This is a genomic window from Flavobacterium sp. KKT103 (assembly GCF_055640565.1).
The window spans coordinates 1162078-1187294 of sequence record NZ_CM145766.1; the positions used below are offsets into that span (position 1 = coordinate 1162078).

Genomic DNA, 25217 nt, shown 5'->3' on the forward strand with positions numbered 1-25217 from the left:
ATCATGATAAATAAATACTTTATTTTATTTTTAATATTTTTATCCACAGCTTCAGTTTCTGCCCAAACAGATCCATTTGTTGGGGAAGTTAGAATCTTTGCTGGAAACTTTGCACCTCGAGGGTGGGCATTTTGTCAAGGGCAGCTATTGTCGATTTCGCAAAATACAGCATTGTTCTCTTTATTAGGTACAACTTATGGAGGTGATGGTAGAACGACTTTCGCTTTGCCTGATCTACGAGAGAAAGTAATTATTGCTCCAGGACAAGGTCCGGGATTAACTGATCGGGTTTTAGGTGAAACAGGCGGGCAGGCTGTTGTTACATTATTGCCGGAAAACTTACCACCACATACCCATGTTGCAGACATTAAGGTGAGTTCAAGTCCGGGTACTTTGACTTCAGCAACCGCTACTAGTTCATTAGCAGCTCCCGTGCAAAGCTTTAATGGTGTTGATCGCTTAATGTTGTCCTACAACAATGCAACTGGGGATATTATTTCTAATTCTAGAAGTTTGCAAACAGGGGTAACGGGTTCCTCATTACCACTACCTATCGAACAACCCTATTTGGTCTGTAATTATATCATTGCTTTACAAGGAATTTATCCATCTCGCCCTTAAAACTATTCTTATGAAAAAAAAATACTTTATTACCCTAGTTTTATTTTTAATTACCAAAATTACCTTTGCACAAACTGAGGCCTATATTGGTGAGATAAAATTATTTTCTGGAACAATTGTTCCAAGAGGCTGGGCTTTATGCAATGGTCAGATGTTGCCAATTAACCAAAACCAAGCTTTGTTTTCCATTCTAGGCACGACCTATGGAGGGAATGGTCAAACTACTTTTGCTCTACCTGATTTGCGAGGTAGAGGGGTTAAAGGGGTCGGAGGCGCCTATACATTAGGTCAGTCTAGTAATAGTCAATCTGCTATTGTACTTCAAGCTAATATGCCTGCACATGTACATCAAGTGCCGTTAACGATAAGTTCGGCCTCAGGAGTTAATAATGTTCCTGTTGCCAATTCTAAAATTGGAAACCCGGTGTTAGTAGTAAATGGAATCCCTCGTACGGGCTTGGGGTATAATTCTGATGTACCGGATGTTGCATTAAAAGGAACCACAACTACAGCTACAGTTGGTGGTTCAGTATCTTTTAACACACAACAGCCAAGTTTAGGCTTAGTCTACATTATCGCAATTCAAGGAATATTTCCTACACAGAATTAAAAAAAAATAACATATGAGACATATTTACTTAATGGTGCTTTTCTTGTTTGGTTTATCTAGTTTCTCACAGACTACTGAGACATTTGAAACAGAAACAGTGGGGAGTACTAGTTTTACTGATAACAGTCAAGTTTTCAATATTACAACACAAACTGCTAACCAAACTTTCTCTATTTTTAATCTAGTTGGTGCTGGGTGGAACGGCACTACTGTTGATAATAGATTCATAGATAATTCGGGATCTGCTTTTTATGAACCCGTTCAGTTCACAATTTCAAGTGCAGGGCAAGCGAAATTTAAGTTAAAATCACTTTACTTATATCTCTCCCAAACTGATTTGACTGCAGGAACAGGTAATTGTACGATAATAGGTAAATTAAACGGAATAACTAAATTTACTGCAGTTGCTGCCTCTAATTTTAATTCAAGCGCAACCAACAATGGTTTTACCCTAATTGATTTTACTACTTACGGCGGAACAGATAATTCTAATATTGTAATTGATCAGTACGTTGTTTCAACAAGTGGTTCGTTTGAGTATGTTGCTTTAGATGCAATGCAATGGCAGGACTTATGTTCAACATTAAGTGCTAGTGCTTCGTTGACCAATGTCGCTTGTAATGGCGGAGCAAATGGGGCAATCAACCTTACTCCAGCAGGAGGTACTGCCCCTTATACTTTTAGTTGGGGCGGCGGTGTAACTACTGAAGACCGAACCGGACTTTCTGCTGGTAGTTATTCAGTAACAATTACGGATGCGAACGGATGCACTAAAACACAAAACTTTACAATCACTCAACCAAGTGCTGTAGTAGCAACAGCTCTTTCACAGACGAATATAAGTTGTAATGGTGGTTCAAACGGATCAGCTGCTGTTGCCGCTAGTGGTGGAACAGGGGGGTATACATACTCATGGTCTCCTTCTGGAGGAACAGCTACAACGGCAACTGGACTTAGAGCAGGAACCTATACTGTAACTGTTACAGATGCTAATTCATGTACTGCCACTAAAACCTTCACCATAACAGAACCAACAGTTCTTTCGATGACACAAGCTTCACAAACGAACATAGCTTGTAACGGTACAGTTACTGGATCAGCTGCTGTAAATGCTGCAACAGGAGGCGCAGGCGGTTATACTTATAATTGGACCCCAGGAAATCCTGTTGGTGACGGCACAACCTCTGTTACTGGATTGACCTCAGGTACTTGGACTTGTACAGTTACAGATGCAAATGGTTGTACCACATCAAAAAGTTTTACAGTTACACAACCAACGGCTATTGTATTGACAACAGCTGCGCAAACTAATGTGACTTGTAACGGTGGGATTAATGGATCAGCAACTGTAGGCGTTAGTGGCGGAACAGCGGGATATACATATTCATGGTCACCTTCTGGAGGAACTGCTGCAACTGCAACTGGACTTTCTGCTGGACTCTATACTGTAACGGTTACGGATGCGAACGGATGTACTAAAACAAAAAGCTTTACAATCACCCAGCCAAGTGCCGTAGTAGCAACAGCTCTTTCACAGACTAATATAAGTTGTAATGGTGGTTCAAACGGATCAGCAGCTGTCGCCGCTAGTGGCGGAGCAGGGGGATATACATATTCATGGGCACCTTCTGGAGGAACAGCTTCAACGGCAACTGGTCTTAGAGCAGGAACTTATACCGTAACTGTTACAGATGCGAATGCATGTACCAAAACGCAAAGTTTCAACATAACGCAACCATTAGCTGCAGTAAATGGAACAACTGCAACCACTAATGTTTTTTGTAACGGAGGCGCTAACGGAGCAATCAACCTAACTCCAACAGGAGGGACAGCGCCTTATGCTTTTAATTGGGGCGGCGGTGTAACTACTGAAGACAGAACTGGGTTATCTGCTGGTAGCTATTCAGTAACTATTACAGATGCAAATGGATGTACGGGAACTATATCAGGTATAACAATTTCTCAACCTGCAGCCATAGTTAGCGGAACAGCAGTTGTAACAAATGTTGCCTGTAATGGTGGAGCAAATGGAGCAATTAATCTTACTCCAACAGGCGGAACTGCACCATATACTTTTAATTGGAGCGGAGGTATAACGAGCGAAGATAGAACTGGACTCTCTGCTGGCAGTTATTCAGTAACTATTATAGATGCAAATGGATGTACGGGAACTGTATCAGGGATTATCATAACACAGCCATCGGCTTTGTTAACTTCAATTAGTTCACAAACAAATATTGCATGTAATGGTGGTTCAACTGGATCAGCAACTGTAGGCGTTAGTGGCGGAACAGCGGGATATACATATTCATGGTCACCTTCTGGAGGAACTGCTGCAACTGCAACTGGACTTTCTGCTGGACTCTATACTGTAACGGTTACGGATGCGAACGGATGTACTAAAACAAAAAGCTTTACAATCACCCAGCCAAGTGCCGTAGTAGCAACAGCTCTTTCACAGACTAATATAAGTTGTAATGGTGGTTCAAACGGATCAGCAGCTGTCGCCGCTAGTGGCGGAGCAGGGGGATATACATATTCATGGGCACCTTCTGGAGGAACAGCTTCAACGGCAACTGGTCTTAGAGCAGGAACTTATACCGTAACTGTTACAGATGCGAATGCATGTACCAAAACGCAAAGTTTTAACATAACGCAACCATTAGCTGCAGTAAATGGAACAACTGCAACCACTAATGTTTTTTGTAACGGAGGCGCTAACGGAGCAATCAACCTAACTCCAACAGGAGGGACAGCGCCTTATACTTTTAATTGGGGCGGCGGTGTAACTACTGAAGACAGAACTGGGTTATCTGCTGGTAGCTATTCAGTAACTATTACAGATGCAAATGGATGTACGGGAACTATATCAGGTATAACAATTTCTCAACCTGCAGCCATAGTTAGCGGAACAGCAGTTGTAACAAATGTTGCCTGTAATGGTGGAGCAAATGGAGCAATTAATCTTACTCCAACAGGCGGAACTGCACCATATACTTTTAATTGGAGCGGAGGTATAACGAGCGAAGATAGAACTGGACTCTCTGCTGGCAGTTATTCAGTAACTATTATAGATGCAAATGGATGTACGGGAACTGTATCAGGGATTATCATAACACAGCCATCGGCTTTGTTAACTTCAATTAGTTCACAAACAAATATTGCATGTAATGGTGGTTCAACTGGATCAGCAACTGTCGCTGCTAGTGGCGGAACAGCTCCTTACACTTATTTGTGGAGTACTGCTGCAACGACTACTAGCCTTACAGGTTTAATAGCTGGAAATTATAATGTTACTGTCACCGATGCTAACGGATGTGCCAAAAATATCACAGTTACAATCACTCAGCCAACAGTGCTAGTAGCATCTGCATCTGCGCAAACTAATGTGAGTTGTAACGGTGGGTCAAATGGCTCTGCAACAGTAAGTGTGTCAGGCGGAACAGCAGGGTATACATATTCTTGGTTTCCTTCTGGAGGAACAGCTGCAACGGCAACTGGTCTTAGAGCAGGAACTTATACCGTAACTGTTACAGATGCGAATGCATGTACCAAAACGCAAAGTTTTACTATTACAGAACCATCCGCTTTGAGTGTTACAACAAACACTTTACCTAAGTATGACTACAATACTGCCTATTCTCAAACGATTGGCGTAACGGGTGGTGCAGGAATCAAAACCTATATAGTTTCTGCGGGAAGCTTACCTACTGGTTTTGTTTTATCATCAAATGGTATTTTAGCCGGAAGTTCTAATCAGGTTGCTGATAGTAACTTTACAGTTTCAATGACAGATGCAAATGGTTGTAGTATTTCTAAAAGTTATATTTTACAATTAAGCCAAATTCCGATAACAGTTACAGCCAGTGCAGTATCCAAAATTTATGGAGAACCTAATCCAAATCTAACTTATACTGTTAGTCCTGCGTTGCTAGCTGGTGATAGTTTTACTGGTGGACTGGTAAGAGCAGTGGGTGAGAATGTAAACAATTATACTATTAGTCAAGGCTCTTTATCAGCTGGATCTAAATATTTAATTACATATGTTTCGAATAATTTTGCAATTACTCCAAAGACAATTAATGTAATTGCAAACACTGCCCAAACGAAAGTTTATGGTACAGTAGATCCTATTTTGACTTATTCAGTGGTGCCAAGTTTAGTAAACGGAGATAATTTCAATGGGTCACTAGTTAGAACTCCTGGAAATAATGTTGGAATTTACGCCATCGCAAAAGGGACTTTGAGTGCAGGTTCAAATTATACTATTACATATACAGCTAGCAATTTTACAATTACTCCTAAGTTAATTAATATAGTTGCAAATGTTGGTCAAACGAAAGTGTATGGTACAATAGATCCTAGTTTGACGTATTCTGTTTCTCCAATATTAGAGGTAGGGGATTCATTTAATGGTTCTTTAACTAGAGCAACTGGGAATATTGTAGGAACTTATGCAATCGGTCAAGGGACCTTAAGTGCGGGTTCAAATTATAGTATAACCTACTTAACTAGCAATTTTGTGATTACTCCTAAAGTAATTATTGTAACTGCAAACGCAGGACAAGCGAAGCCTTATGGAACCGTTGATCCCAATCTGACCTATTCCTTTTTACCAAACTTAGAATCAGGAGATTCCTTTAGTGGATCATTAGCTAGAGCAGCTGGAAATAATTCAGGAACATATGTAATCGGTCAAGGAACGCTAAGTGCGGGTTCAAATTATAGTATAACCTACTTAGCTAGCAATTTTGTGATTATTCCTAAATCAATTAATGTAGTTGCCAACTCTGCTCAAGGGAAAGTTTATGGTTCAGTAGATCCTATTTTGATGTATACTGTTTTACCAGTTTTAGAATTGGGAGACTCGTTTAGCGGTTCTTTGGTCAGAGCAGTTGGAAATAATGTGGGAACTTATTTGATTGGACAAGGCACGCTGAACGCAGGTCCAAATTATGTTATCAACTATTTTAGTAACAGCTTTGTAGTTACTCCTAAGCCAATTACAGTTTCTGTTAATAATGGTCAAACGAAAGTATTTGGTACCAATGACCCTACTTTTAGTTACACAGTAGTGCCAAGTTTAGTAAATGGGGATGCTTTTTCAGGAAATCTAGTTAGAGTTTCAGGAGAAAATTCAGGAGCATATCCTATTGTTTTGGGAACTTTAAATGCTGGTTCAAATTATATAATCACCTACATAGGTTCTAATTTTAGTATTTCTAAAGCTAATCAAAGTATTGTTTGGAATCAAACAGTTGAGCTAGGATGTGACACAGCGAATTCCGTTTTATTATCAGCAACTACATCCAGTGGATTACCAGTAAACTACATTTCGTCTAATACGAATGTAGTGAGTGTTACTAACGGCTTATTAATATTTAAAAGCTTTGGATCAGCTACTATAACTGCTGTTCAATCAGGTAGTGCTAATTATAACGCTGCGATTTCTATATCTAATGTAGTAGTTAATAAACAGCCTAACTTACTTAGACAACACTTTAATAATGTAATTTTCTTTGATAACAGGTCTGATGCTTTTACATCTTATATATGGTATAAAAATGGGTTAGTAGTAGCCGATCAAACTAGCCAGTATTTTAAAGATAATGGCCCTTTAAACGGTACTTATTATGTTAAAGCTATAAGAAATGATGGTATTGTGGTAACGACGTGTCCTGCAACTTTTTCTCCATCTATTGAGCAAGAATTTATTAAGATTGCCCCTAATCCGGTACGCAGTAATTCCAGTTACCAATTAATTACAAATGTTTCTGCAATTAAGTTAGTAAATGCAAGAGTAACAGTGGTTAGTTTACTAGGCGCTAGCATCACGGAAAAGGTCGTAGATAAGAATGTTATTGACCTAATAGCACCAAATACTGAAGGAATGTATATTGTCAGGATGATATTGACCAATGGTCAAAATTTCACAATTAACCTTTTAGTTAGAAATTAATTTAGGAAGAGTAAGAAATCCTCATTCAATTAGAATGAGGATGGATTATTCTGGTATTAAAAAACAGACATACAAATGAAATTTGATATTAAATATATTTTAGGAATTGTAATAATTTTGTTCTCAACAGGAATGCGCGGACAATTTTATGTAGGGATTCAGTCAGGAATTGGAAATTTACAATCAGACGTAAATGGCACTACTGCTGGTCATAGACTAAGTGGAGCAATAAAAGGAGGTTATGTTTATTCAATTACAGATCATTTCGGAATTGGATCAGGAGTTGAGTTTGCACAATACAATCAAAATGTATCATTTGGTCGATCAACAGCTACATTGAATAATTTTGAAGTTGATCAAACTGGTTCGGCCTTTGATTACAGGGTAACTACAGTAAATTATAATGAGAAGCAAACATTAAATGCAATTCAAATTCCGCTATTTGTACAATACAAAAGGAACATAAACAAAGGAGTTGATTTTAATTTTAGAGCGGGTGTGAAATATTTTCTACCTTTCAAATATAATATTGAAGCATCAGCGACATCTGTAAAAGGAATAGGGTATTATCCAGACGTCAATTTGTTCATTGAAGACTTACCTGAATATGGTTTTGGAAGTCAGAACAATTATCAAGCAACGGGCGAGTACCAAACAAAAGGAATAGTGATGAGTACGTTTGAACTTGGATTTACTTTTGAAATGGGAATGAAGCATTCAGTGTACACAGCAATGTTTTTAGATACGGGTTATGGAACTGTAATTGACCAAAAACAAGGGGAATCCTTTATAGGTTATAACCCAACTGGAATAACAGACAGGAAAGCAAATGGATTATACAGCACAGCTAAAAATGCTAGTATAAAACCAGTTGCTTTTGGGTTAACCTTAGGATTGAATTTTTTGTAAAAAAAACAGTAATAGAATTAGTTAAAAAGGTCTTGAGAAATCAAGGCCTTTTTTTGTGGTTTATTTTCAAGTTTATTTCAGTCGCACAATTTTTTCGCCGTATTTCATAAATAAAGTTTATGTATTGCATAACAAATATAAATAAAAATTTATGTATTAAAAGTGTGAAATTTGCGACAGAATTGATAACACCTAATCAAAAAATCTAATGTTAGCAAAAAATCAACAACTCTTACCAGCCTTTAAAATCACCAATTATTTATTGTGGATTTTGTTTTTGGTCAACTTCTTCGCATTGATAATTTACTTCCCCAGTATTCCTGAGTGGCGCTATGGGAATCTATTAAAAGTAAATGGCTTTACGCTTCTCATATGGACACTAGTAACTTTTTTTAGTGCCATCGTTAATAGTTATGGTAAAAAATATTTAAGTGGTTTTAGGTATCATAACAAATTTGTAATGTTGTGTTTGGGTTTTACCGGCTCGATCATGATTTTTGTAATGGCTAACCATTTAGTCCTTATCCTAGCCATGTGGCTTGCTATGGGTGTTTTCATGTCCCAATTGATCGGTGTTGATAAAGACTGGCCCGAAGCAAGAGCGGCAGCCGGATTCGCGCTAAAGTATTTTTTAGCGGGAAGTGTTTTTTTGAGTATTGGAGTTATTTTATTAGCGTACCAAACGGATGACTTTACACTTACCGGACTCTGTGTGAAAGTTAAGGATGTCCCACACTATCTGACTGTAGTTGCTGCTTTGTGTATTATAACTGCGGCTATAATTCAATCGGCTATTTATCCTTTTCATAGATGGTTACTTTCTGCTATGACTGCTCCTACGCCAGCATCGGCTCTAATGCATGCTGGATTTGTAAATGGATCTGGTTTACTACTTACCTTATTTTCTACCGTTCTATTTACAGCGGATACTTTAATTATTCTTTTAATAATTGGAGGTGTGACTGCTATTTTTGCTCAATTTGCCAAGTTACTTCAGGTTAATGTAAAGCAAAAGCTTGCTTGCTCTACCATCGCTCAAATGGGGTTTATGATCATGCAATGTGGTTTAGGATTTTTCAATGCTGCTGTAGTACACTTAATTCTGCATGGATTTTACAAAGCGTATTTGTTCTTATCTGCTGGAGAAGAAGTAGAACTTTCTCAACCATCGAAGCCTAAAAATAGTAGCATTAAACCCGTCCAGGCAGTTGCTGTACTTTTCTTTGGGATTTTAGGAGCCCTTTTATTTGGGTATTTAACTGGAAAAGGATTGGCGCTCAATAGCGGATTGTTTCTTGTTCTAATTGTTGCTATTACTGTTGGGCAGGTGGCCTACAATATTGTAAAAGAGGATAACTTAACGGTAGTTCAAAAAATAGTATTACCCTCCCTTTTATTTTTTGTTGGAATTGTAATTTACGCCTTTTTCTATAATGCAATTACAGCTATAATGAGTGACTTGCCAATGATCGATTTACCTATTGCTCTTTCTACTATTGAAGTAATTTTTGGAATAGTATTCCTATCTGGTTTTTTTATAATGAAACTAGGCATATATCGCAATTTTCCTTGGTTGTACGTTCAATTATTAAATAGCTCTCAGCCTAACAAAAAAACGGTTTTTAACAAGTAAAACAAGCATGATGAATTCAAAATTTCAAAAAAGTATCGATGCAGCAGCTCTAGTTGTTGGTAAGACCTGGCCTTTGTATTCCTTTGTTACCTCAAATCCTTTAGCTGGTTACGAAAAAATGTCATTTGAAAAGGCAGTATTGCTAGCAAAGGACCAGCTCAATGCAAATGTTTTTCCAGAAGCTTCGGTATTTGCGCAAGCTTTAGCAAAAGGAGAAATTAATGAGCAAATACTAATAGCGCTACTAAAAGAATATAATTTTTTAGCTCCAGTTACTGATTACTTGCGACAAATGGGAGTTTCAACTACTCCTGATCACAAGAAAACAAATCAACGTTTAAATGCTATTATGTCCAAATGGCTAGCTGCTTTTATGGATGAAGGCTTGGCTGAGTGGGAAATGCCTAATAAGGAAGACGGATTTTATAAATCTTGGCGAAAGTTAGCAATCTACGATACGGATTTGCCAAAAACAGCATTACATGAAATCCCAAAAACGAGTGAAGAGGCTTTAAAAGTCGCTACAGAAGGATATACTAGCACTGAATATGAAAAAATATTTACTAATCATTTGGCTGCTTTACCGGGTTGGACGGGGTACATCAACTACCGTCTAGCATCTGGTTCTCAATGGCAGGAGGAATATCCAATTAGTTTAACTGATTATTTAGCCGTACGACTTTGGATAGCAAAAAAGTTAAAAATGGAGATTTACGCTGAAAACAAATCGCATGGTGAACCAACTTCAATTTCAAAACTGCAATATGTTTGGTTACAAGCCTGGGAAAAAAGTTGGCAAGAACTGTTGTTAACCACCTTAAGTCAAAAACAAGAGGAATTAATAACTGAGGATGCTAAAATTCCTGAGGCGCAAATGGTATTTTGTATTGATACCCGTTCTGAACTAATACGCAGACATGTAGAGAGTAAAGGGAATTATGAGACCTTTGGATATGCAGGATTCTTTGGTATAGCCATGGATTATAAGAACTTGGGTGATGGAATTACTAGAAAATCTTGTCCGCCAATCGTGGGTTCCGCCTATCTCGTTTCTGAAACAGCACAACCGTTCCAAAAAGCAAAAGTCCACGATTTCAAAAAGCAAAAGGAGTTATTAAAATTCAAAAGCTATTTTTTGAAAAGAATGAAAAATATGCTGCCATCTGCTTTTGGCTTTGTTGAAGGGTCAGGTTTTTTTTATGGCTTGTCATTAACAGCACGAACATTGCAACCAGGTTGGCTATACCGATTTACTCAAAAACAAGGTACAGAATTAGAAACGATTTGTGAACCTCAAATAACTAGCAGTTGTTCAGGTGAGGAATCTGAGCTAAGCATTCCGCTTAACCAAAAAGTGGCTATTGTAAAATCAGCTTTCGATTTAATGGGGTGGAAACAATTTGCACCTCTGGTTCTTTTTATTGGTCACGGTAGTCATTCCGCTAATAATGCTTTTGGTTCGAGTTTGGATTGTGGTGCTTGTGCGGCAAGCCCAGGTAGACACAATGCGCGCATGCTAGCAAAATTAGCCAATCAAGCAGAGGTTCAATTAGCCTTAAAAGTAGAATATGGAATTGAAATACCAGTGAATACTTTATTTATTGGCGGTGAGCACAACACCACAACGGACGAAATCGTATTATTTGATGCAGCAGTTCCAAAAAACCGTGAAGCTGAACTTTCTAATTTTAAAGTAGCTTTAAACCAAGCACAACAAACCGCTACTCAAGAGCGTCTAGGTAGTGTTAAGGATAGTGTGTTAAAAGCACAAGCCAAGGCAAATGATTGGGCCGAAACTAGACCTGAATGGGGCTTGGCGAAGAACGCGGCTTTTGTCATAGGTTCAAGGGAACTTACTAAACATAATAATTTAGACGGTCGTTGTTTTCTTCATTCCTATGATTGGGAAATGGATGAAACAGGGAAAGCGCTAGAGGGAATTATGCAAGGACCAATGGTGGTAACTCAGTGGATCAATAATCATTATTATTTCTCTACTGTTGATAACGCTGTTTTTGGTGGAGGTTCCAAAATAACGCACAATTTAACGGGTAAATTCGGTGTAGTGCAGGGTAATGGAGGCGACCTTAAAATGGGATTACCGTTACAGTCTCTAATGCAGACCGATCTTGAAATGTACCACCAGCCATTGCGTTTGTCGGTAGTGATTCATGCGCCAGTCTCAAGAGTTTCCGAAATAATTCTGCGAAATGAAAATCTACAAGAACTACTCAATAACGAATGGATTTATTTGTTAGTTATGGACCCACTTGAAGCAAATAAAGTGCAACAGTACAATAAAAACGGCAAATGGTTCAATGTTATGCTTGAGAGTAAAAATAAAGAGGTCGAGTTGATACCTGTTTAATACTGTTTTTTAATTAGTAAGAAAGCCGTTTCCCAAAAGGAGGCGGTTTTTTTTTAGTATACGATGTCTATAAGATATTTTTTTTGTTTTAGGAAAGTCGCTTCTCAAGCACAATTATTAGCATAAAATCATAAATACCATAGCAAAAGTTTTCAAATTTAAAAGCAATGCGATTCTACCATTGTTTTTTCGGTTCTAGGGTTAAATATTAATCGAGAGGTTTATCTTTGCCGTTTTACTTATTAAAGTCAATATTGTCTTGAGTTTGAAATGGGTAGGGATTTCACACCATGAATTATAAACATCTAGTAGCGATTGCTTTAACTCTTTATTTGTGTTGTACTTTTTGTGGCTATAGCCAAAAAGGTGCAGGCTATAGTGCGATCGATACTGAAAATGTTTTGTCCTATAAAGTAGATGAAATAATTAAGATGCGCTTTGGAGGAAGTAGAACTCGCTATAATGTTTCCAATATTAAATTGATTAGCAAGCTAGATCTCGGACCCGGCAATATCAGAATCATAACTCCTATATATAAAAACGGTAAGGTGAGTCCTAAAGTGTATGTAGAGGTAATGAGTGCAATAAAGGGACGCGCAAGGGAGCGAAAGCAAAATTCTGTTTTTGAAGTACTTGTTGATGATAATCAAACTAAGATTGTAAATAATCCAAACGCTACTTCAGCAGAAACAGAGGCACTTCTTGCCATTCTTAAAAAAGTTATTCCCAATAATAGAGAGGTTAACGATAAAACGCAACCTAAAAACCCAAGGCAAAATGGAACGCAGCAACAAATCAAAACGAGTCAAAAAGTAAATACGGAAAAGATAGTACCTCAAAACTCCAAAAAAGCGCCCGCGCCTTTGGTAAATGTTAAAAATGCAACTAGAAATCAGCTTGAAACGCAGCCAAAATCAGTTGTGGTAAAAAATGGATTAAAAAACTTAAATGCAAGTAATTCAACTGAAAAAAAACCGAGAATACTTCCTGAAAGAGTAGTTGTTGCTAAAACCCCCCGCATTTCTAATGCTCCAGATCAATTGAAACGGAATACTAGAGACAGTATTTATCGATCAAAAAGAGAGGCTTGGTTGAAAGTGCAAAACGATAAAAAACAAAAAATAATTCAAAAAAGAGAGGCATTCTTAAAAGCGCAAAGAGAGAAAAAAGCGAGGGTAATGCGAGAAAAAGAAGCAGTTGTTAAACCATCGCGCATCTCTAATGTAGCAGGTAGACCGCAAATCAATCCAAATGATACTGTCATCCGAGCTGATATACAGCCTAGGTTAAAGTTAGAAAAAGAGCCACCAATTGCGCGAATTAAAGAAATTGCAGTTTCTACAAAACCAAACCGTAATCCAAGGCAGACAAGTAGAGTGAAATCGGATAGGAACGATAGTATTTTCGAAGCTAGAAAGGAAGCTAAACTTAAAGCAAAAAAAGAAAAGAGAACAAACTCCAAAGCCACGGAAGATAAAAGCGAACCTAAAAGTAGTTCAAGGTCACGCTCTTTAAAAGAAAAAAACAATAAAGATTCTGCAGTTGAAGCTGCAGATAAGAAAACATTTAAAAAAGAAACACTTAAGAAAGAACCAAAAACCAAATCAAAGAAGGAATCTAAAAAAAGAAGCCGACAAAAAGTTAAGTCTAGAAGAAGGGGTAAAATTAAGGTAGCACAAGAAAGTGTTGATTTAAGGAGAGTACTGTATGACAAAACAAAATACAATGCTAACACAGCTGCTGTAAAGGATAGCGTTGGGATTAATATTGCACAGGACAGTATAAAACTAGCGGAACGAAAAAAAACAGCGTTGTCTACTAAGAGTTTTAACTTAAATAAAGTACGAAATAGTGAACCAACTGATGAGGACTTAAAACGTAATTTAAAAGAAGCTTTAAGCATGGATAGTAGAAAAAGTCCGCTTGTTACAGTTAAAAAAGAAAAGAAAACGAAAGTGGTCTCGCCAGATTCTCTTGCAATTAAATCAATAACTAATAAGAAATTAAAAGAAACAGCTACTAAAAAGGAAGTCGCCGCTAAACCAGTTAAATTAGTTACTGAAGTCAATAAAATTAAAACTGTTGTTAGAAACCCAGTTATTACCATGAAGGCAAACGCTCTTAAGCCAAGTACCTTATTCTCGTTAAGCACTATGGTTCCTATATCTATTATTAAAGTGGATTCGCTTTCCATCAATCAAACTTCGGTGGTAATAAATGTCATTGCTACCTATGAAAGAATAGCAAAAAAAGGATATAAATCGGCTGATTTGTTTCAAAAAATAGCTGATTCCTATTTTTTTAAGGGAGAGATGGAAACAGCGGTACTTTGGTATGAAAAGTTATTTGATTTAAAAGGGAAGCTAGACCCAATCTATTACTATAGATTTGCTACTGCTTTGAAGACAGTGGGGCAAACAACTAAAAGTGAGGAAATGATCGACAAGTTCAATCAATTAAAAAAGTAGATTGAACCGGAGACTGATAGTAAGGCTCGAAATGCAAAGTCACTGGTATTATAATTGATTGCTTTTTTTGATTTCAATCTTAAAATCATGCCTTAGCAATTCAATCTATTTGTTAATAACTTCCCCTTTACATTGGCTTTAAAAAAACCTAAATTTGAAGTTCCTTTTTAGTAAAAACTAAAAGTTGCAACCTGCTCAATTACAACTATGTATTTAATATTCGATACTGAAACTACTGGATTACCAAAGCGTTGGGACGCTCCTATAACTGATTCGGCTAACTGGCCCCGCTGTATTCAAATTGCATGGCAATTGCATGATCAGATGGGAAACCTTATCGAGCATCAAGATTATTTGATTAAGCCTGATGGGTTCAATATACCTTATGATGCCGAGCGTATTCACGGTATTTCGACTGAATTAGCAGCTGCTGAAGGAATTTCGCTTGCCGAAGTTTTAGAGAAATTTAATATCGCATTAAGTAAGTCAAAATTTATTGTGGGCCAAAATTTAGGTTTTGATGTAAATATCATGGGAGCAGAATTTCACCGTATGGCTGTTGATTCGCCCATGGCTACAATGCCAGTTTTAGACACTTGTACTGAGGTGACGGCAAAATTATTGCAATTACCTGGAGGTCGAGGGGGTAAGTTTAAACTGCCTACTTTGACGGAGTTGCACCAGTTTTTATTTAACAAACCATTCTCAGAAGCGCACAATGCCACTGCCGATGTGGAGGCAACTACACGCTGTTTTTTAGAACTGATTCGGAAAGAAATTTTTACCAAAGAAGAGTTGGATGTTCCCGCTTCCTACTTTCAAGATTTCCAATCAAAGAATCCAAGAGAGATTCAGCTTATTGGTTTAAAACATATCAATTTAAAACAAGCTTCGGATAGGATCAGACAACAGTTTGGTGATACCCAAAACACGGGAATATCTAAAAGCGAACTTTTAGAGAATAAAAAAGTTTTGGCGGAAGCCAAATTTGCACATTTGCACAATCATACACAGTTTTCGGTTTTACAATCTACCATTGGTATTGGTCCTTTAGTTTCGGCTACAGCCAAAAACGGATTTCCAGCCGTGGCCATGACCGATACGGCAAACATGATGGGTGCTTTTCACTTTGTGAGTGCGGTTATGAATCATAACAAATCGGCTTCCGCCAAAAATGCAGCTCTAGTCGAAAGTGGAGAAGAACCTACGGAAACCGAAATGAAGCCTATAGTAGGTTGCGAGTTCAATATTTGCGAAAACCATTTGGATAAATCTAAAAAAGACAATGGTTACCAAGTTGTATTGCTGGCTAAAAATAAAAAAGGCTACCATAATCTAGCTAAAATGGCCTCCATTGCCAATATTAATGGGTTTTATTATGTACCTCGTATCGATAAGAAAATCGTAGAGCAATACAAAGAGGATATTATGGTCCTTTCTGGAAACTTGTATGGAGAGATTCCGAGTAAGATATTAAATATTGGTGAAAATCAAGCTGAAGAAGCGTTGCTGTGGTGGAAAGCCCAATTTGGAGCCGATTTCTATCTTGAAATCATGCGCCACAATCAAGAGGATGAAAATAGAGTAAATCAAACCTTAATTGAGTTTGCTCAAAAACATGAGGTAAAACTAATTGCCACTAACAATACCTATTATTTAAATAAAGAAGATGCCAATGCACACGATATTTTACTGTGTGTAAAAGATGGTGAAAAGCAGGCTACGCCAATAGGTCGGGGTCGTGGCTACCGCTATGGTTTGCCTAATCAGGAGTATTATTACAAATCAGATGAAGAGATGAAAAAACTCTTTGCTGATTTGCCGGATGCAATTATCAACATTCAGGAGATCGTAGATAAAGTTGAAATTTATTCTTTGTATCGGGATGTATTGCTTCCTAAATATGATATTCCAGAGGAGTTTGTTAATCCCGAGGATGAGGTTGACAACGGAGTAAGAGGTGAAAACGCCTATTTACGACACCTAACGATGGTTGGTGCCGAAAAAAGATATGGAGAATTAACGCCAGCCATTCAAGAACGTTTGGATTTTGAATTGTTGACCATTTCCAACTCTGGTTATCCGGGGTACTTCTTGATTGTTCAGGATTTTATCGCCAAAGCCCGTGAAATGGATGTGTCGGTAGGTCCTGGTCGTGGATCGGCAGCGGGTTCTGCCGTTGCGTATTGTCTGGGAATTACCAATATTGACCCGATTAAGTACGATTTGCTTTTTGAGCGTTTCTTGAATCCGGATCGTGTGTCCATGCCCGATATTGATATTGACTTTGATGATGAAGGTCGAGGTCGTGTAATGGATTATGTAATTAAAAAATATGGTGCTAATCAAGTAGCACAAATTATTACCTACGGTAAAATGGCGACCAAGTCAGCTATTCGAGATACGGCGCGTGTACTGGATTTGCCTTTGTTTGAGGCAGACAGAATTGCGAAGTTGATTCCGGCTATGATGCCGTCTAAATGGAATCTAGCTCGTTTTATTTCGGAGAGCGAAGATGATGTTAAAAAATCCCTGAAGTCATCAGAAGAATTCGATAAGGTCAAAGAATTGATCGCTATCGCAAAGGAGGATGATTTAGCAGGAGAAACTATTCAGCAAGCAAAAATTTTAGAAGGCTCCATGCGTAACACCGGTATTCATGCCTGTGGAGTAATTATCACGCCTTCGGACATTACTAATTACGTACCTGTAACTACAGCAAAAGACTCGGACTTATATGTAACCCAGTTTGATAACTCCGTGGCTGAGAGTGCGGGATTGTTAAAGATGGACTTCTTGGGTTTGAAAACCCTTACCTTGATAAAAGATACGGTTAAGTTGGTGAAATACCGCACCGGAATCAAATTGGATCCGGATACTTTTCCTATCGATGATGTCAAAACATACGAGTTGTTCCAGCGTGGAGAAACGGTTGGTATATTTCAATACGAATCGGCTGGAATGCAAAAATACATGAAGGATTTGAAACCAACGGTTTTTGGAGATTTGATTGCCATGAATGCCTTGTATCGTCCGGGACCATTGGAATACATACCTTCTTTCGTTAGAAGAAAAAACGGAGAGGAAGAAATCAAATACGATCTAGATGCTTGTGAGGAGTATTTAGGTGAGACCTACGGAATTACAGTTTACCAAGAGCAGGTGATGCTTTTGTCGCAATCATTAGCTGATTTTACTAAGGGTGAGGCCGACGTTTTGCGTAAAGCGATGGGTAAGAAACAGAAAGAGGTTCTGGATAAAATGAAACCAAAGTTTGTGGAACAGGCTGCTGCCAAAGGGCACGATGCTAAAATTTTGGAGAAAATTTGGAAGGACTGGGAAGCATTTGCAAGTTATGCTTTTAATAAGTCGCACTCAACTTGTTATGCTTGGATTGCTTATCAAACAGCCTATTTAAAAGCGCATTACCCTGCGGAATATATGGCTGCAGTGCTATCCAATAATATGAGTGATATTAAGCAAGTATCGTTTTTTATGGAAGAATGTAAGCGTATGGGGTTACAAGTATTAGGTCCGGATGTAAATGAGTCTTTTTATAAATTTACGGTTAATGATAATTATGCAGTTCGTTTTGGAATGGGCGCTATTAAAGGTGTTGGTTCCGGTGCGGTGGCAACTATTGTAGAGAATAGAAAGGACGGTAAATACAAATCTATATTTGACTTAGCCAAGCGAATTGACTTGAGAGCTGCGAATAAAAAAGCAATTGAGAATTTAGCATTAGCTGGTGGCTTCGATTCCTTTTTAGGAACTACGAGAGCACAATATTTTCATGATGAAGGAGACGGAATTACTTTTTATGAAAAAGCAATCCGCTATGGAGCGAAATACCAAGAGAATGAAAATTCATCGCAAGTGAGTTTGTTTGGTGAAAGTAGCGATGTGCAAATCGCCGAACCAATCGTGCCGCCTTGCGAGGACTGGAGCACCATGGAAAAACTAGCTAAGGAGAAAGAGGTAGTTGGAATTTATATTTCAGGACACCCATTGGATGATTATAAATTTGAGATGAAGCATTTTTGTAATGCGAAGCTTGAAGCCTTAAAGAATCTTGAAGCATATGTTGGTAAAACACTTGCTTTTGGAGGGATCATTAACAATGTTCAGCACCGTGTGGCCAAAAACGGAAAAGGTTGGGGAATGTTTACCTTAGAGGGTTATGATGAGAGTTATGAGTTTAGGATTTTTGGTGAAGAGTACCTGAAGTTCCGTCATTTTATCATTCAAAACAATTTTACCTTCATGAAGGTTGTGGTCAAGGACGGTTGGGTCAATCAAGATACAGGTAAAAAAAGTGAGCCTCGAATTCAATTTGCCTTAGTGCAGTACTTGCAAGATGTTTTGGAGACTTTTGCCAAAAAATTGATTGTTTTACTTAATATTAATGATCTAGAAACAGGCTTTATCCACAAATTAGGACATTTGTTTTTCGATAACAAAGGAGACAATCAAGTTAGCTTTGAAATAATGGAATTAGAGAAAGTAAAAAAACTAGTTGAAACCGTTTCTGAAGTTGATGAAAATGAAGATGCTGTTTTTGATACAGCGGATGACGAAACGGACTCGTTAGACGAAGAACCAATAAAATCAGTACAAGTAACGGAAGTAGAGGAAATCAAAGTGGTTACAAAGGTGACGATGCCTAGCCGAAAATTAAAAATTAAAATATCAAATGAGTTGTTGCACGAGCTAGAGAAAATGCAAATAAACTTTAAGCTGAATTAGTGTTTGTTAATAAGAGGTGGTTTTGGTGTTTTTTTAGTTAAAAAATCGTGCAAAATTAAGGTATGTGTATTTAAAATTACAGATTTATTAAATCGTTCTTTATAGGTTTATTTCCTTACAGAAATACTAGGAATATAAGTAGCTTTGTATAAAAACAAGTAAAAAAATACATTATGAAAAAGAGCCTAATCCTAGCAGGAATGATGGTTTGCTCTATGGCTATGCTAGGGCAAGCAAAAGAAGATACAAAAAAAGAAAACTGGTACTTTAAAGTTGGAGGGTCTTATTTTACCCAAACTGCTGCAACTGAATTCCCTACTGTGGGAGGAAATTTGCCATTAAGCAGAACATACGTAGGTGGAAAATTAGTTGCTGAAGAAAGTGTTACTGGGTCTTTCGGAGAAGGTTTCAGAACTGGATTGACTGCAGGATATAGATTTAATACACGAATAGGTGTTGAAATGGGTGTGAACTATTACTCTAGTACTGATAAAACTATGGCACAAACAACTACTGATGCTATATTTGTGTCAGGAGGTAGACCTGTCTTCAATTTCAAATCTGTTGGTAAAATTACTGCATTTGATGTGGCTCCAGCCTTAGTATTATTCTTAGGAGAGCATAATGGATTTGAACCGTATTCTAAAGTAGGTGTTATTGTTCCTATTCATGGTGATTTACAAATTACAACTGATGCTATAGCACCAACGGGAGTTGCTAGTCCAGCTACTGTAGCTGTTCGTAGTGTAGATAAGGTGAAGCCAAATCCAACTTTAGGATTCATGGCTACTCTTGGTACATCTTATAAATTGACTACAAATCTTTCTGCTTTCGCAGAATTGGAGTACCGTAATTTCACTGTTCATGGAAAAAGTAAAGAGACAATTGAGTACACTCAAAATGGACAAAGTACTTTAGCGACAAGAACTAATGCGCAAATTAATACTAATTATGTTGATCGCTTAGATGTAAACTCTAATAGTTCATTAACAAATCCAAATGGTGTAGATAGTACTAAACCAACAGATGAATTAAGCTCTTACGTTGGGATTAGTGGATTAGGATTGACTTTAGGATTGAAATACAGTCTATAATCAATAGTAAATTTTTTATAAAGGGACCTTCTGAAAAGAAGGTCTTTTTTTTTGTGAACTAGTTTTGGTAATCGCGGGTAATAGCCCTGATAGTAGCGGCATCCTTTTTACAAGATACTTTTTTAAGTATCTTGTAAAAAGATAGAGCGAATAGCAGGAAATAGCTCCAAAAAGTCATAAACAAAGCCCTTATTTGCAATTTTGATAGTTATTTATGATAAGTTTATAATTAAAACTAATTCGGCTATGGTGGCTAGTTTATTTTTAATTTTTAACTTTGTCAGACTGTTTTACAAATTGATAAAACAATAAACATTAAATAAAGATATTATGGCATTAGCAATAACAGATGCTACTTTTGAAGAAGTAGTTTTGAAATCAGATAAACCGGTAATGGTAGATTTTTGGGCAGCATGGTGCGGACCATGTAGAATGGTTGGACCAATCATTGACGAATTAAGTACGGAATACGAAGGAAAAGTCGTAGTTGGTAAAATTGACGTTGATGCGAACCAAGAATTTGCTGCAAAATACGGAGTGAGAAACATACCAACAGTATTGGTTTTTCATAACGGTGAAGTAGTAGGGAAGCAAGTAGGAGTTGCTCCTAAGCAAACCTACGCAGATAGTTTAGACGCTTTGTTGTAATCGTACGATTATAATTTATTATAGGATTTTTAATTAAATTCAGATGAAAGGTTTGGCAATAGTCAAACCTTTTTTTTATGCTGTGGGTTTTATTTAGGTGGCTATCAGTAATATCAGCCGTCTCTCTTTTAATTCATTTAATCTTTTAATATATTTGGATTATGAAGATCGAATCGCAAGTAGAAAAAATAGCTAGTTTTCAGCATCTAGAATTACTGGCAAACCAGGTAGTAGAAGGATTTATTTCGGGTATGCATAAGAGTCCGTTTCATGGATTTTCGGCAGAGTTTGCAGAGCATAAGGTGTATAACGTTGGCGAAAGTACCAAGCATATCGATTGGAAATTATTTGCTAAGACGGATCGCTTGTATGCAAAACGATTTGAAGAGGAAACTAATATGCGTTGTCATATCATTGTGGACAATTCCTCGTCGATGCATTATCCTAAACTAAAAGGGAGTCAGAACTTTTACGAAAGTAAAATTGGGTTTTCAGTGTTGGCATCAGCAGTATTGATGAATCTGCTCAAGAAACAGCGTGATGCTATAGGTTTAAGCGTCTTTTCGGATAGTTACGAATATTACGCTCCTGAAAAAGGAAGTGATCGTCACCACCGAATGATTCTCAATGCACTCGAGCAATTGTTAACACAGTCAAAAGAAAAGAAATCAACAGATACGATCACCTATTTACATCAAATTGCGGAGAAAATTCACCGCCGTTCGATGATTATCTTGTTTACGGATATGTTTCAAACGGGCGATGATGAAAAGCTATTAACGGCATTGCAGCATTTAAAACACAATAAGCATAAAGTGATTTTGTTTCATGTGATTGATGGAGCAACTGAGCTAAAGTTTGATTTTGATAATGCGCCTCGTAAGTTTATAGATGTGGAAACAGGTGAAGAAGTCTCTATTTACGCAGATAATGTCCAGGAAGAATATGAAAAACAAGCGGCTTTGTACTTTAAAAAAGTGGCGATGACGTGTAGTCAAAACAAAATTAAATACGTTCCTGTTAATGTAGGTGATAATTTTGAGAAAATACTAATGACATATTTAGCTGAGAAACAAAACTTTGGCTAAAGTGCTTGAAAATATTTTGTTTTTTTTACTCAAAACACTTGCGTAAACGGAAATTCATTGTATCTTTGCCACCGCAATAAAGCAGTAGGTCTGGTAGTTCAGTTGGTTAGAATACCTGCCTGTCACGCAGGGGGTCGCGGGTTCGAGTCCCGTCCAGACCGCAATATTGGGGAAAGCGATTCAGAAATGGATCGCTTTTTTGCCCCAAGAAAGTATCTAAAGCTAGTTGTGTTGTTTGGTTAGCCTTTGTAAGCTAGCCGGGTTTAGTAGTTAGACCAATGAAAAGCTTTCCACTACAAGGTGGATGGCTTTTTTAAAGAGTAATTAAGTTCATACAAACTACAAATTTGTAGTCATAATAAAGAGTGGGTCTGGTAGTTCAGTTGGTTAGAATACCTGCCTGTCACGCAGGGGGTCGCGGGTTCGAGTCCCGTCCAGACCGCTACATAGGGAAAAGCGATTCAGTGATGAATCGCTTTTTTGTCCCTAAAAGTATTTAACGTTAGTTGTGTTGTTTGCTACGAATTTGTAACTCGTAGCGGGTTTAGTAGTTAGACCAATGAAAAGCTTTCCATGTGTTCTGAATTTATTCAGGAAATGGATGGCTTTTTTGATTAGTGGGCATCATGTGCTTCGTTGAGCCCTGTGTTAGTATTAGTTCAATCAGTGATTTTCTTTGTCCATGGTTGGGATCAATCCAAATTTTCACTTCTTTTTTTGTATAAATCAATACTGCTATGTTTGTGGATAGTCTCCTATAATTAGATGTAGGGAGTAGGTGCAGTTCGCGTTGTTAATTATAGAGTTTCGAATTTTTACCATTTTTTCTGTGCACTTGTATTGTAGTACAACCTAATCAGTTGTAAAGGCTGTAAATGGTAGTCGGTACTTGGCTTTACTATGGTAAGGAGTTGATCAGTTCTTGATTCCTCGTGCCCTCCTTTCAATTGAATATAGATGGTAAAGCAATCCAATGATTTTTATTTTGGATTAGGTCAGGTTTGTTAGTATTGTTTTACTAGTGGATTAAGTAGGGTTCTCAACTACTTAATTTATCTTTAGTAGCGTTTTTAGATAGTAGCGTATTGTATTTTATTTAGTTTCATTTGGGTATTCGTTTTTTTAAGTCTTTCTTTGAGAACATCCATGTGCTACCATTTAAGAAATAGTGTATCGCATCACTCATGCTGTTTTGTAAGCAGCATTAAAAGACGCAAGCTAAGCTCTATCGTATAAGTGGTTGGATTCATAGAAATTAAAAACAGAAACAACTTGGAAGTGTGTTTGAGATTAGTAATAATTTTAAAAAAGGCATCTATTCTTTCACACTGTTAAAATTTATTTGCTTTATTATTTTTATTGTATTGATTAGAAAGAAATAACTTTCAAAAAATATTATTTAGTGTCGTTCGTCGATAAAATATGCTTTTTTTAGTTAATTTTTTTTTAATTGAAATTATATATCTAATCTTTGAACATTATTACTGTCATAAAAACAAAACATAGCCCAATTATATCCTTTAAACCTAAATTATTATGAAAAAAATTACTTTATTAGTTTTTGTTGCAATAGTAGCATTTACTACAAATACAAATGCTCAAGCTGTGGTTAGTCCAGTTGCAACTGCTACTGCAACAATTATTACACCAATTGCAATTACAAAAATTGTTGATATGAACTTTGGTGATATTTCAACAAATGGTACGAATGGTACTGTTATTTTGGCCACTGACAATACAAGATCAGCAACAGGTGGTGCTTCATTTTCAGCAGCAGCTGCTGGTACTGTAACTTCGGCAAAATTTACGGTTACAGGTATGTCTGGATACGGGTATTCTATCAGTATTCCAACTGCTATTACACTAACGCATACCAATACATCTAGTGTCATGCAAGTTACAAGTATTACAAACAGTATTGGGTTACCAGGAACATCAGGAACACTTTCAACTGTTTCTTCTGGTAGAGTGGTACACAAGATATAACAGTAGGCGGAACGCTAAGTTTAGTTGGAGCGCAATTACCTGGTGTATACACAAATACCACTGATTTGAAAGTGACAATCAACTACAACTAAAAAGTTATTTACTAATTAGAAACCCAAATGCTACAACCTGTTGTGCATTTGGGTTTTTGTTGTATCCATAACTCGAAAATTTAAATTATAAAAGTATGAATGCAAAGGGTGAATCTTGTTTTCTATCTCAGCGAGTACTTAGGTACTTGCTTTTTTTGGTTTTTTTAATGTCGTTTGGAACTTCAGTATTTGCTCAAGGTAATTTGTTAATATACCCAAAGCGACTAGTTTTAGATGGAAAGAAAAGGACAGAAAAACTTGTGCTCTCAAATACGGGTAAAGATAGTGCTGTATACAATATATCATTTATAGAATACAAGATGCACGAAGGCGGCGAATTAGAATCAATAACTGACGAAGAGCCAGGATTAAAATTTGCCTCTCCCTATGTTAGGATTTATCCTCGAGTGGTAACCTTAGGGCCTAATGAGTCGCAAACCCTTAAGGTTCAAGCCTATAACACAGATGGTCTTGCTGATGGAGAGTATCGTTCTCATTTGTATTTTAGAGCTGAACCTGAAAAAACGGCCTTAGGTAAAGCAAGTAAAGCCAAAGAAGCAGTAGTTTCAGTAAAATTGGAAGCAATTTTTGGTGTTTCGATACCGTGTATAGTGCGAAAAGGTCAAGATATTTCTACTTTATCCGTTTCGGATCTTGTATATTCCAAAAATAAAGACAAAGAAGATTTTTTGAATTTTAAATTGAATCGAAATGGCAATATGTCTACTTATGGAGATTTTACTGTAAGTTTTATAACAGCCAGTAAAAAAATCTATGAGGTAGGTGTTGTAAAGGGTATTGCTCTTTATGTTCCAGGAGCTGTTCGAAATATGAGTATTAAGTTAAATATGCCCGATGGTGTCACCACTAAAGGCGGTTCGTTTAAAGTTGTTTTTACTGAAAACGAAAGTAAAAAAATACTTGCCGAAGCTGATTTGAAATTTTAAAAAAAAAGATACTTTAGAGATGTTCTGTTTTTATGGTGTAGTAAATAG

At 37.2% G+C, this 25217-nt stretch carries 13 protein-coding genes and 2 tRNA genes; all 15 read left to right on the forward strand.

What is annotated here, in order from left to right; translation table 11 throughout:
* Window positions 1–3 precede the first annotated feature (3 nt).
* The 15 genes from ACZ2G0_RS05015 (at window position 4) to ACZ2G0_RS05085 (ending at window position 25169) form a co-directional block, all read left to right on the forward strand.
* Entirely contained in the window at window positions 4–621 is a 618-nt protein-coding gene (locus ACZ2G0_RS05015) for a phage tail protein (protein WP_470309273.1), read from the forward strand.
* Between the two features lie 10 nt (window positions 622–631).
* Complete coding sequence (locus ACZ2G0_RS05020; protein ID WP_470309274.1) at window positions 632–1231, forward strand: phage tail protein; 600 nt, start codon at window positions 632–634, stop codon at window positions 1229–1231.
* A 13-nt stretch (window positions 1232–1244) separates the two neighbouring features.
* Entirely contained in the window at window positions 1245–7190 is a 5946-nt protein-coding gene (locus ACZ2G0_RS05025) for a beta strand repeat-containing protein (RefSeq protein ID WP_470309275.1), read from the forward strand.
* 75 nt (window positions 7191–7265) lie between these two features.
* Window positions 7266–8099, forward strand: a complete 834-nt coding sequence (locus ACZ2G0_RS05030; protein ID WP_470309276.1) for a hypothetical protein — start codon at window positions 7266–7268, stop codon at window positions 8097–8099.
* Between the two features lie 208 nt (window positions 8100–8307).
* Entirely contained in the window at window positions 8308–9732 is a 1425-nt protein-coding gene (locus ACZ2G0_RS05035) for a proton-conducting transporter transmembrane domain-containing protein (RefSeq protein WP_470309277.1), read from the forward strand.
* A 7-nt stretch (window positions 9733–9739) separates the two neighbouring features.
* Window positions 9740–12100, forward strand: coding sequence for a DUF2309 domain-containing protein (locus ACZ2G0_RS05040; RefSeq protein ID WP_470309278.1), 2361 nt, complete (start codon window positions 9740–9742; stop codon window positions 12098–12100).
* A 290-nt stretch (window positions 12101–12390) separates the two neighbouring features.
* Window positions 12391–14568: a tetratricopeptide repeat protein gene (locus ACZ2G0_RS05045; RefSeq protein ID WP_470309279.1), complete on the forward strand. Its 2178-nt coding sequence runs from the start codon at window positions 12391–12393 to the stop codon at window positions 14566–14568.
* Between the two features lie 207 nt (window positions 14569–14775).
* The gene (gene dnaE, locus ACZ2G0_RS05050) at window positions 14776–19314 is read left to right on the forward strand and encodes a DNA polymerase III subunit alpha (protein WP_470309280.1); all 4539 of its coding nucleotides are present in this window, start codon (window positions 14776–14778) and stop codon (window positions 19312–19314) included.
* 173 nt (window positions 19315–19487) lie between these two features.
* On the forward strand, window positions 19488–20408 hold the full coding sequence (locus tag ACZ2G0_RS05055) for an outer membrane beta-barrel protein (protein WP_470309281.1): 921 nt from the start codon (window positions 19488–19490) through the stop codon (window positions 20406–20408).
* Between the two features lie 330 nt (window positions 20409–20738).
* On the forward strand, window positions 20739–21056 hold the full coding sequence (gene trxA, locus ACZ2G0_RS05060; protein WP_300285850.1) for a thioredoxin: 318 nt from the start codon (window positions 20739–20741) through the stop codon (window positions 21054–21056).
* Window positions 21057–21217: 161 nt separating this feature from the next.
* Window positions 21218–22144: a DUF58 domain-containing protein gene (locus ACZ2G0_RS05065; RefSeq protein ID WP_470309282.1), complete on the forward strand. Its 927-nt coding sequence runs from the start codon at window positions 21218–21220 to the stop codon at window positions 22142–22144.
* 87 nt (window positions 22145–22231) lie between these two features.
* Window positions 22232–22305: transfer RNA gene (locus tag ACZ2G0_RS05070), tRNA-Asp, on the forward strand.
* Between the two features lie 207 nt (window positions 22306–22512).
* Window positions 22513–22586, forward strand: a tRNA-Asp gene (locus ACZ2G0_RS05075).
* A 1094-nt stretch (window positions 22587–23680) separates the two neighbouring features.
* Window positions 23681–24130, forward strand: coding sequence for a DUF4402 domain-containing protein (locus tag ACZ2G0_RS05080; RefSeq protein WP_470309283.1), 450 nt, complete (start codon window positions 23681–23683; stop codon window positions 24128–24130).
* Window positions 24131–24317: 187 nt separating this feature from the next.
* The gene (locus ACZ2G0_RS05085) at window positions 24318–25169 is read left to right on the forward strand and encodes a fimbrial biogenesis chaperone (RefSeq protein ID WP_470309284.1); all 852 of its coding nucleotides are present in this window, start codon (window positions 24318–24320) and stop codon (window positions 25167–25169) included.
* Window positions 25170–25217 lie beyond the last annotated feature (48 nt).

Excerpts from the sequence above, each read along its gene's own strand:
- ACZ2G0_RS05025 (WP_470309275.1), top strand. The coding sequence starts at position 1,245 with ATGAGACATATTTACTTAATGGTGCTTTTCTTGTTTGGTTTATCTAGT.
- dnaE (WP_470309280.1), top strand. The coding sequence starts at position 14,776 with ATGTATTTAATATTCGATACTGAAACTACTGGATTACCAAAGCGTTGG.
- ACZ2G0_RS05045 (WP_470309279.1), top strand. The coding sequence starts at position 12,391 with ATGAATTATAAACATCTAGTAGCGATTGCTTTAACTCTTTATTTGTGT.
- trxA (WP_300285850.1), top strand. The coding sequence starts at position 20,739 with ATGGCATTAGCAATAACAGATGCTACTTTTGAAGAAGTAGTTTTGAAA.
- ACZ2G0_RS05065 (WP_470309282.1), top strand. The coding sequence starts at position 21,218 with ATGAAGATCGAATCGCAAGTAGAAAAAATAGCTAGTTTTCAGCATCTA.
- ACZ2G0_RS05085 (WP_470309284.1), top strand. The coding sequence starts at position 24,318 with ATGAATGCAAAGGGTGAATCTTGTTTTCTATCTCAGCGAGTACTTAGG.
- ACZ2G0_RS05035 (WP_470309277.1), top strand. The coding sequence starts at position 8,308 with ATGTTAGCAAAAAATCAACAACTCTTACCAGCCTTTAAAATCACCAAT.
- ACZ2G0_RS05055 (WP_470309281.1), top strand. The coding sequence starts at position 19,488 with ATGAAAAAGAGCCTAATCCTAGCAGGAATGATGGTTTGCTCTATGGCT.
- ACZ2G0_RS05080 (WP_470309283.1), top strand. The coding sequence starts at position 23,681 with ATGAAAAAAATTACTTTATTAGTTTTTGTTGCAATAGTAGCATTTACT.
- ACZ2G0_RS05040 (WP_470309278.1), top strand. The coding sequence starts at position 9,740 with ATGATGAATTCAAAATTTCAAAAAAGTATCGATGCAGCAGCTCTAGTT.
- ACZ2G0_RS05020 (WP_470309274.1), top strand. The coding sequence starts at position 632 with ATGAAAAAAAAATACTTTATTACCCTAGTTTTATTTTTAATTACCAAA.
- ACZ2G0_RS05030 (WP_470309276.1), top strand. The coding sequence starts at position 7,266 with ATGAAATTTGATATTAAATATATTTTAGGAATTGTAATAATTTTGTTC.
- ACZ2G0_RS05015 (WP_470309273.1), top strand. The coding sequence starts at position 4 with ATGATAAATAAATACTTTATTTTATTTTTAATATTTTTATCCACAGCT.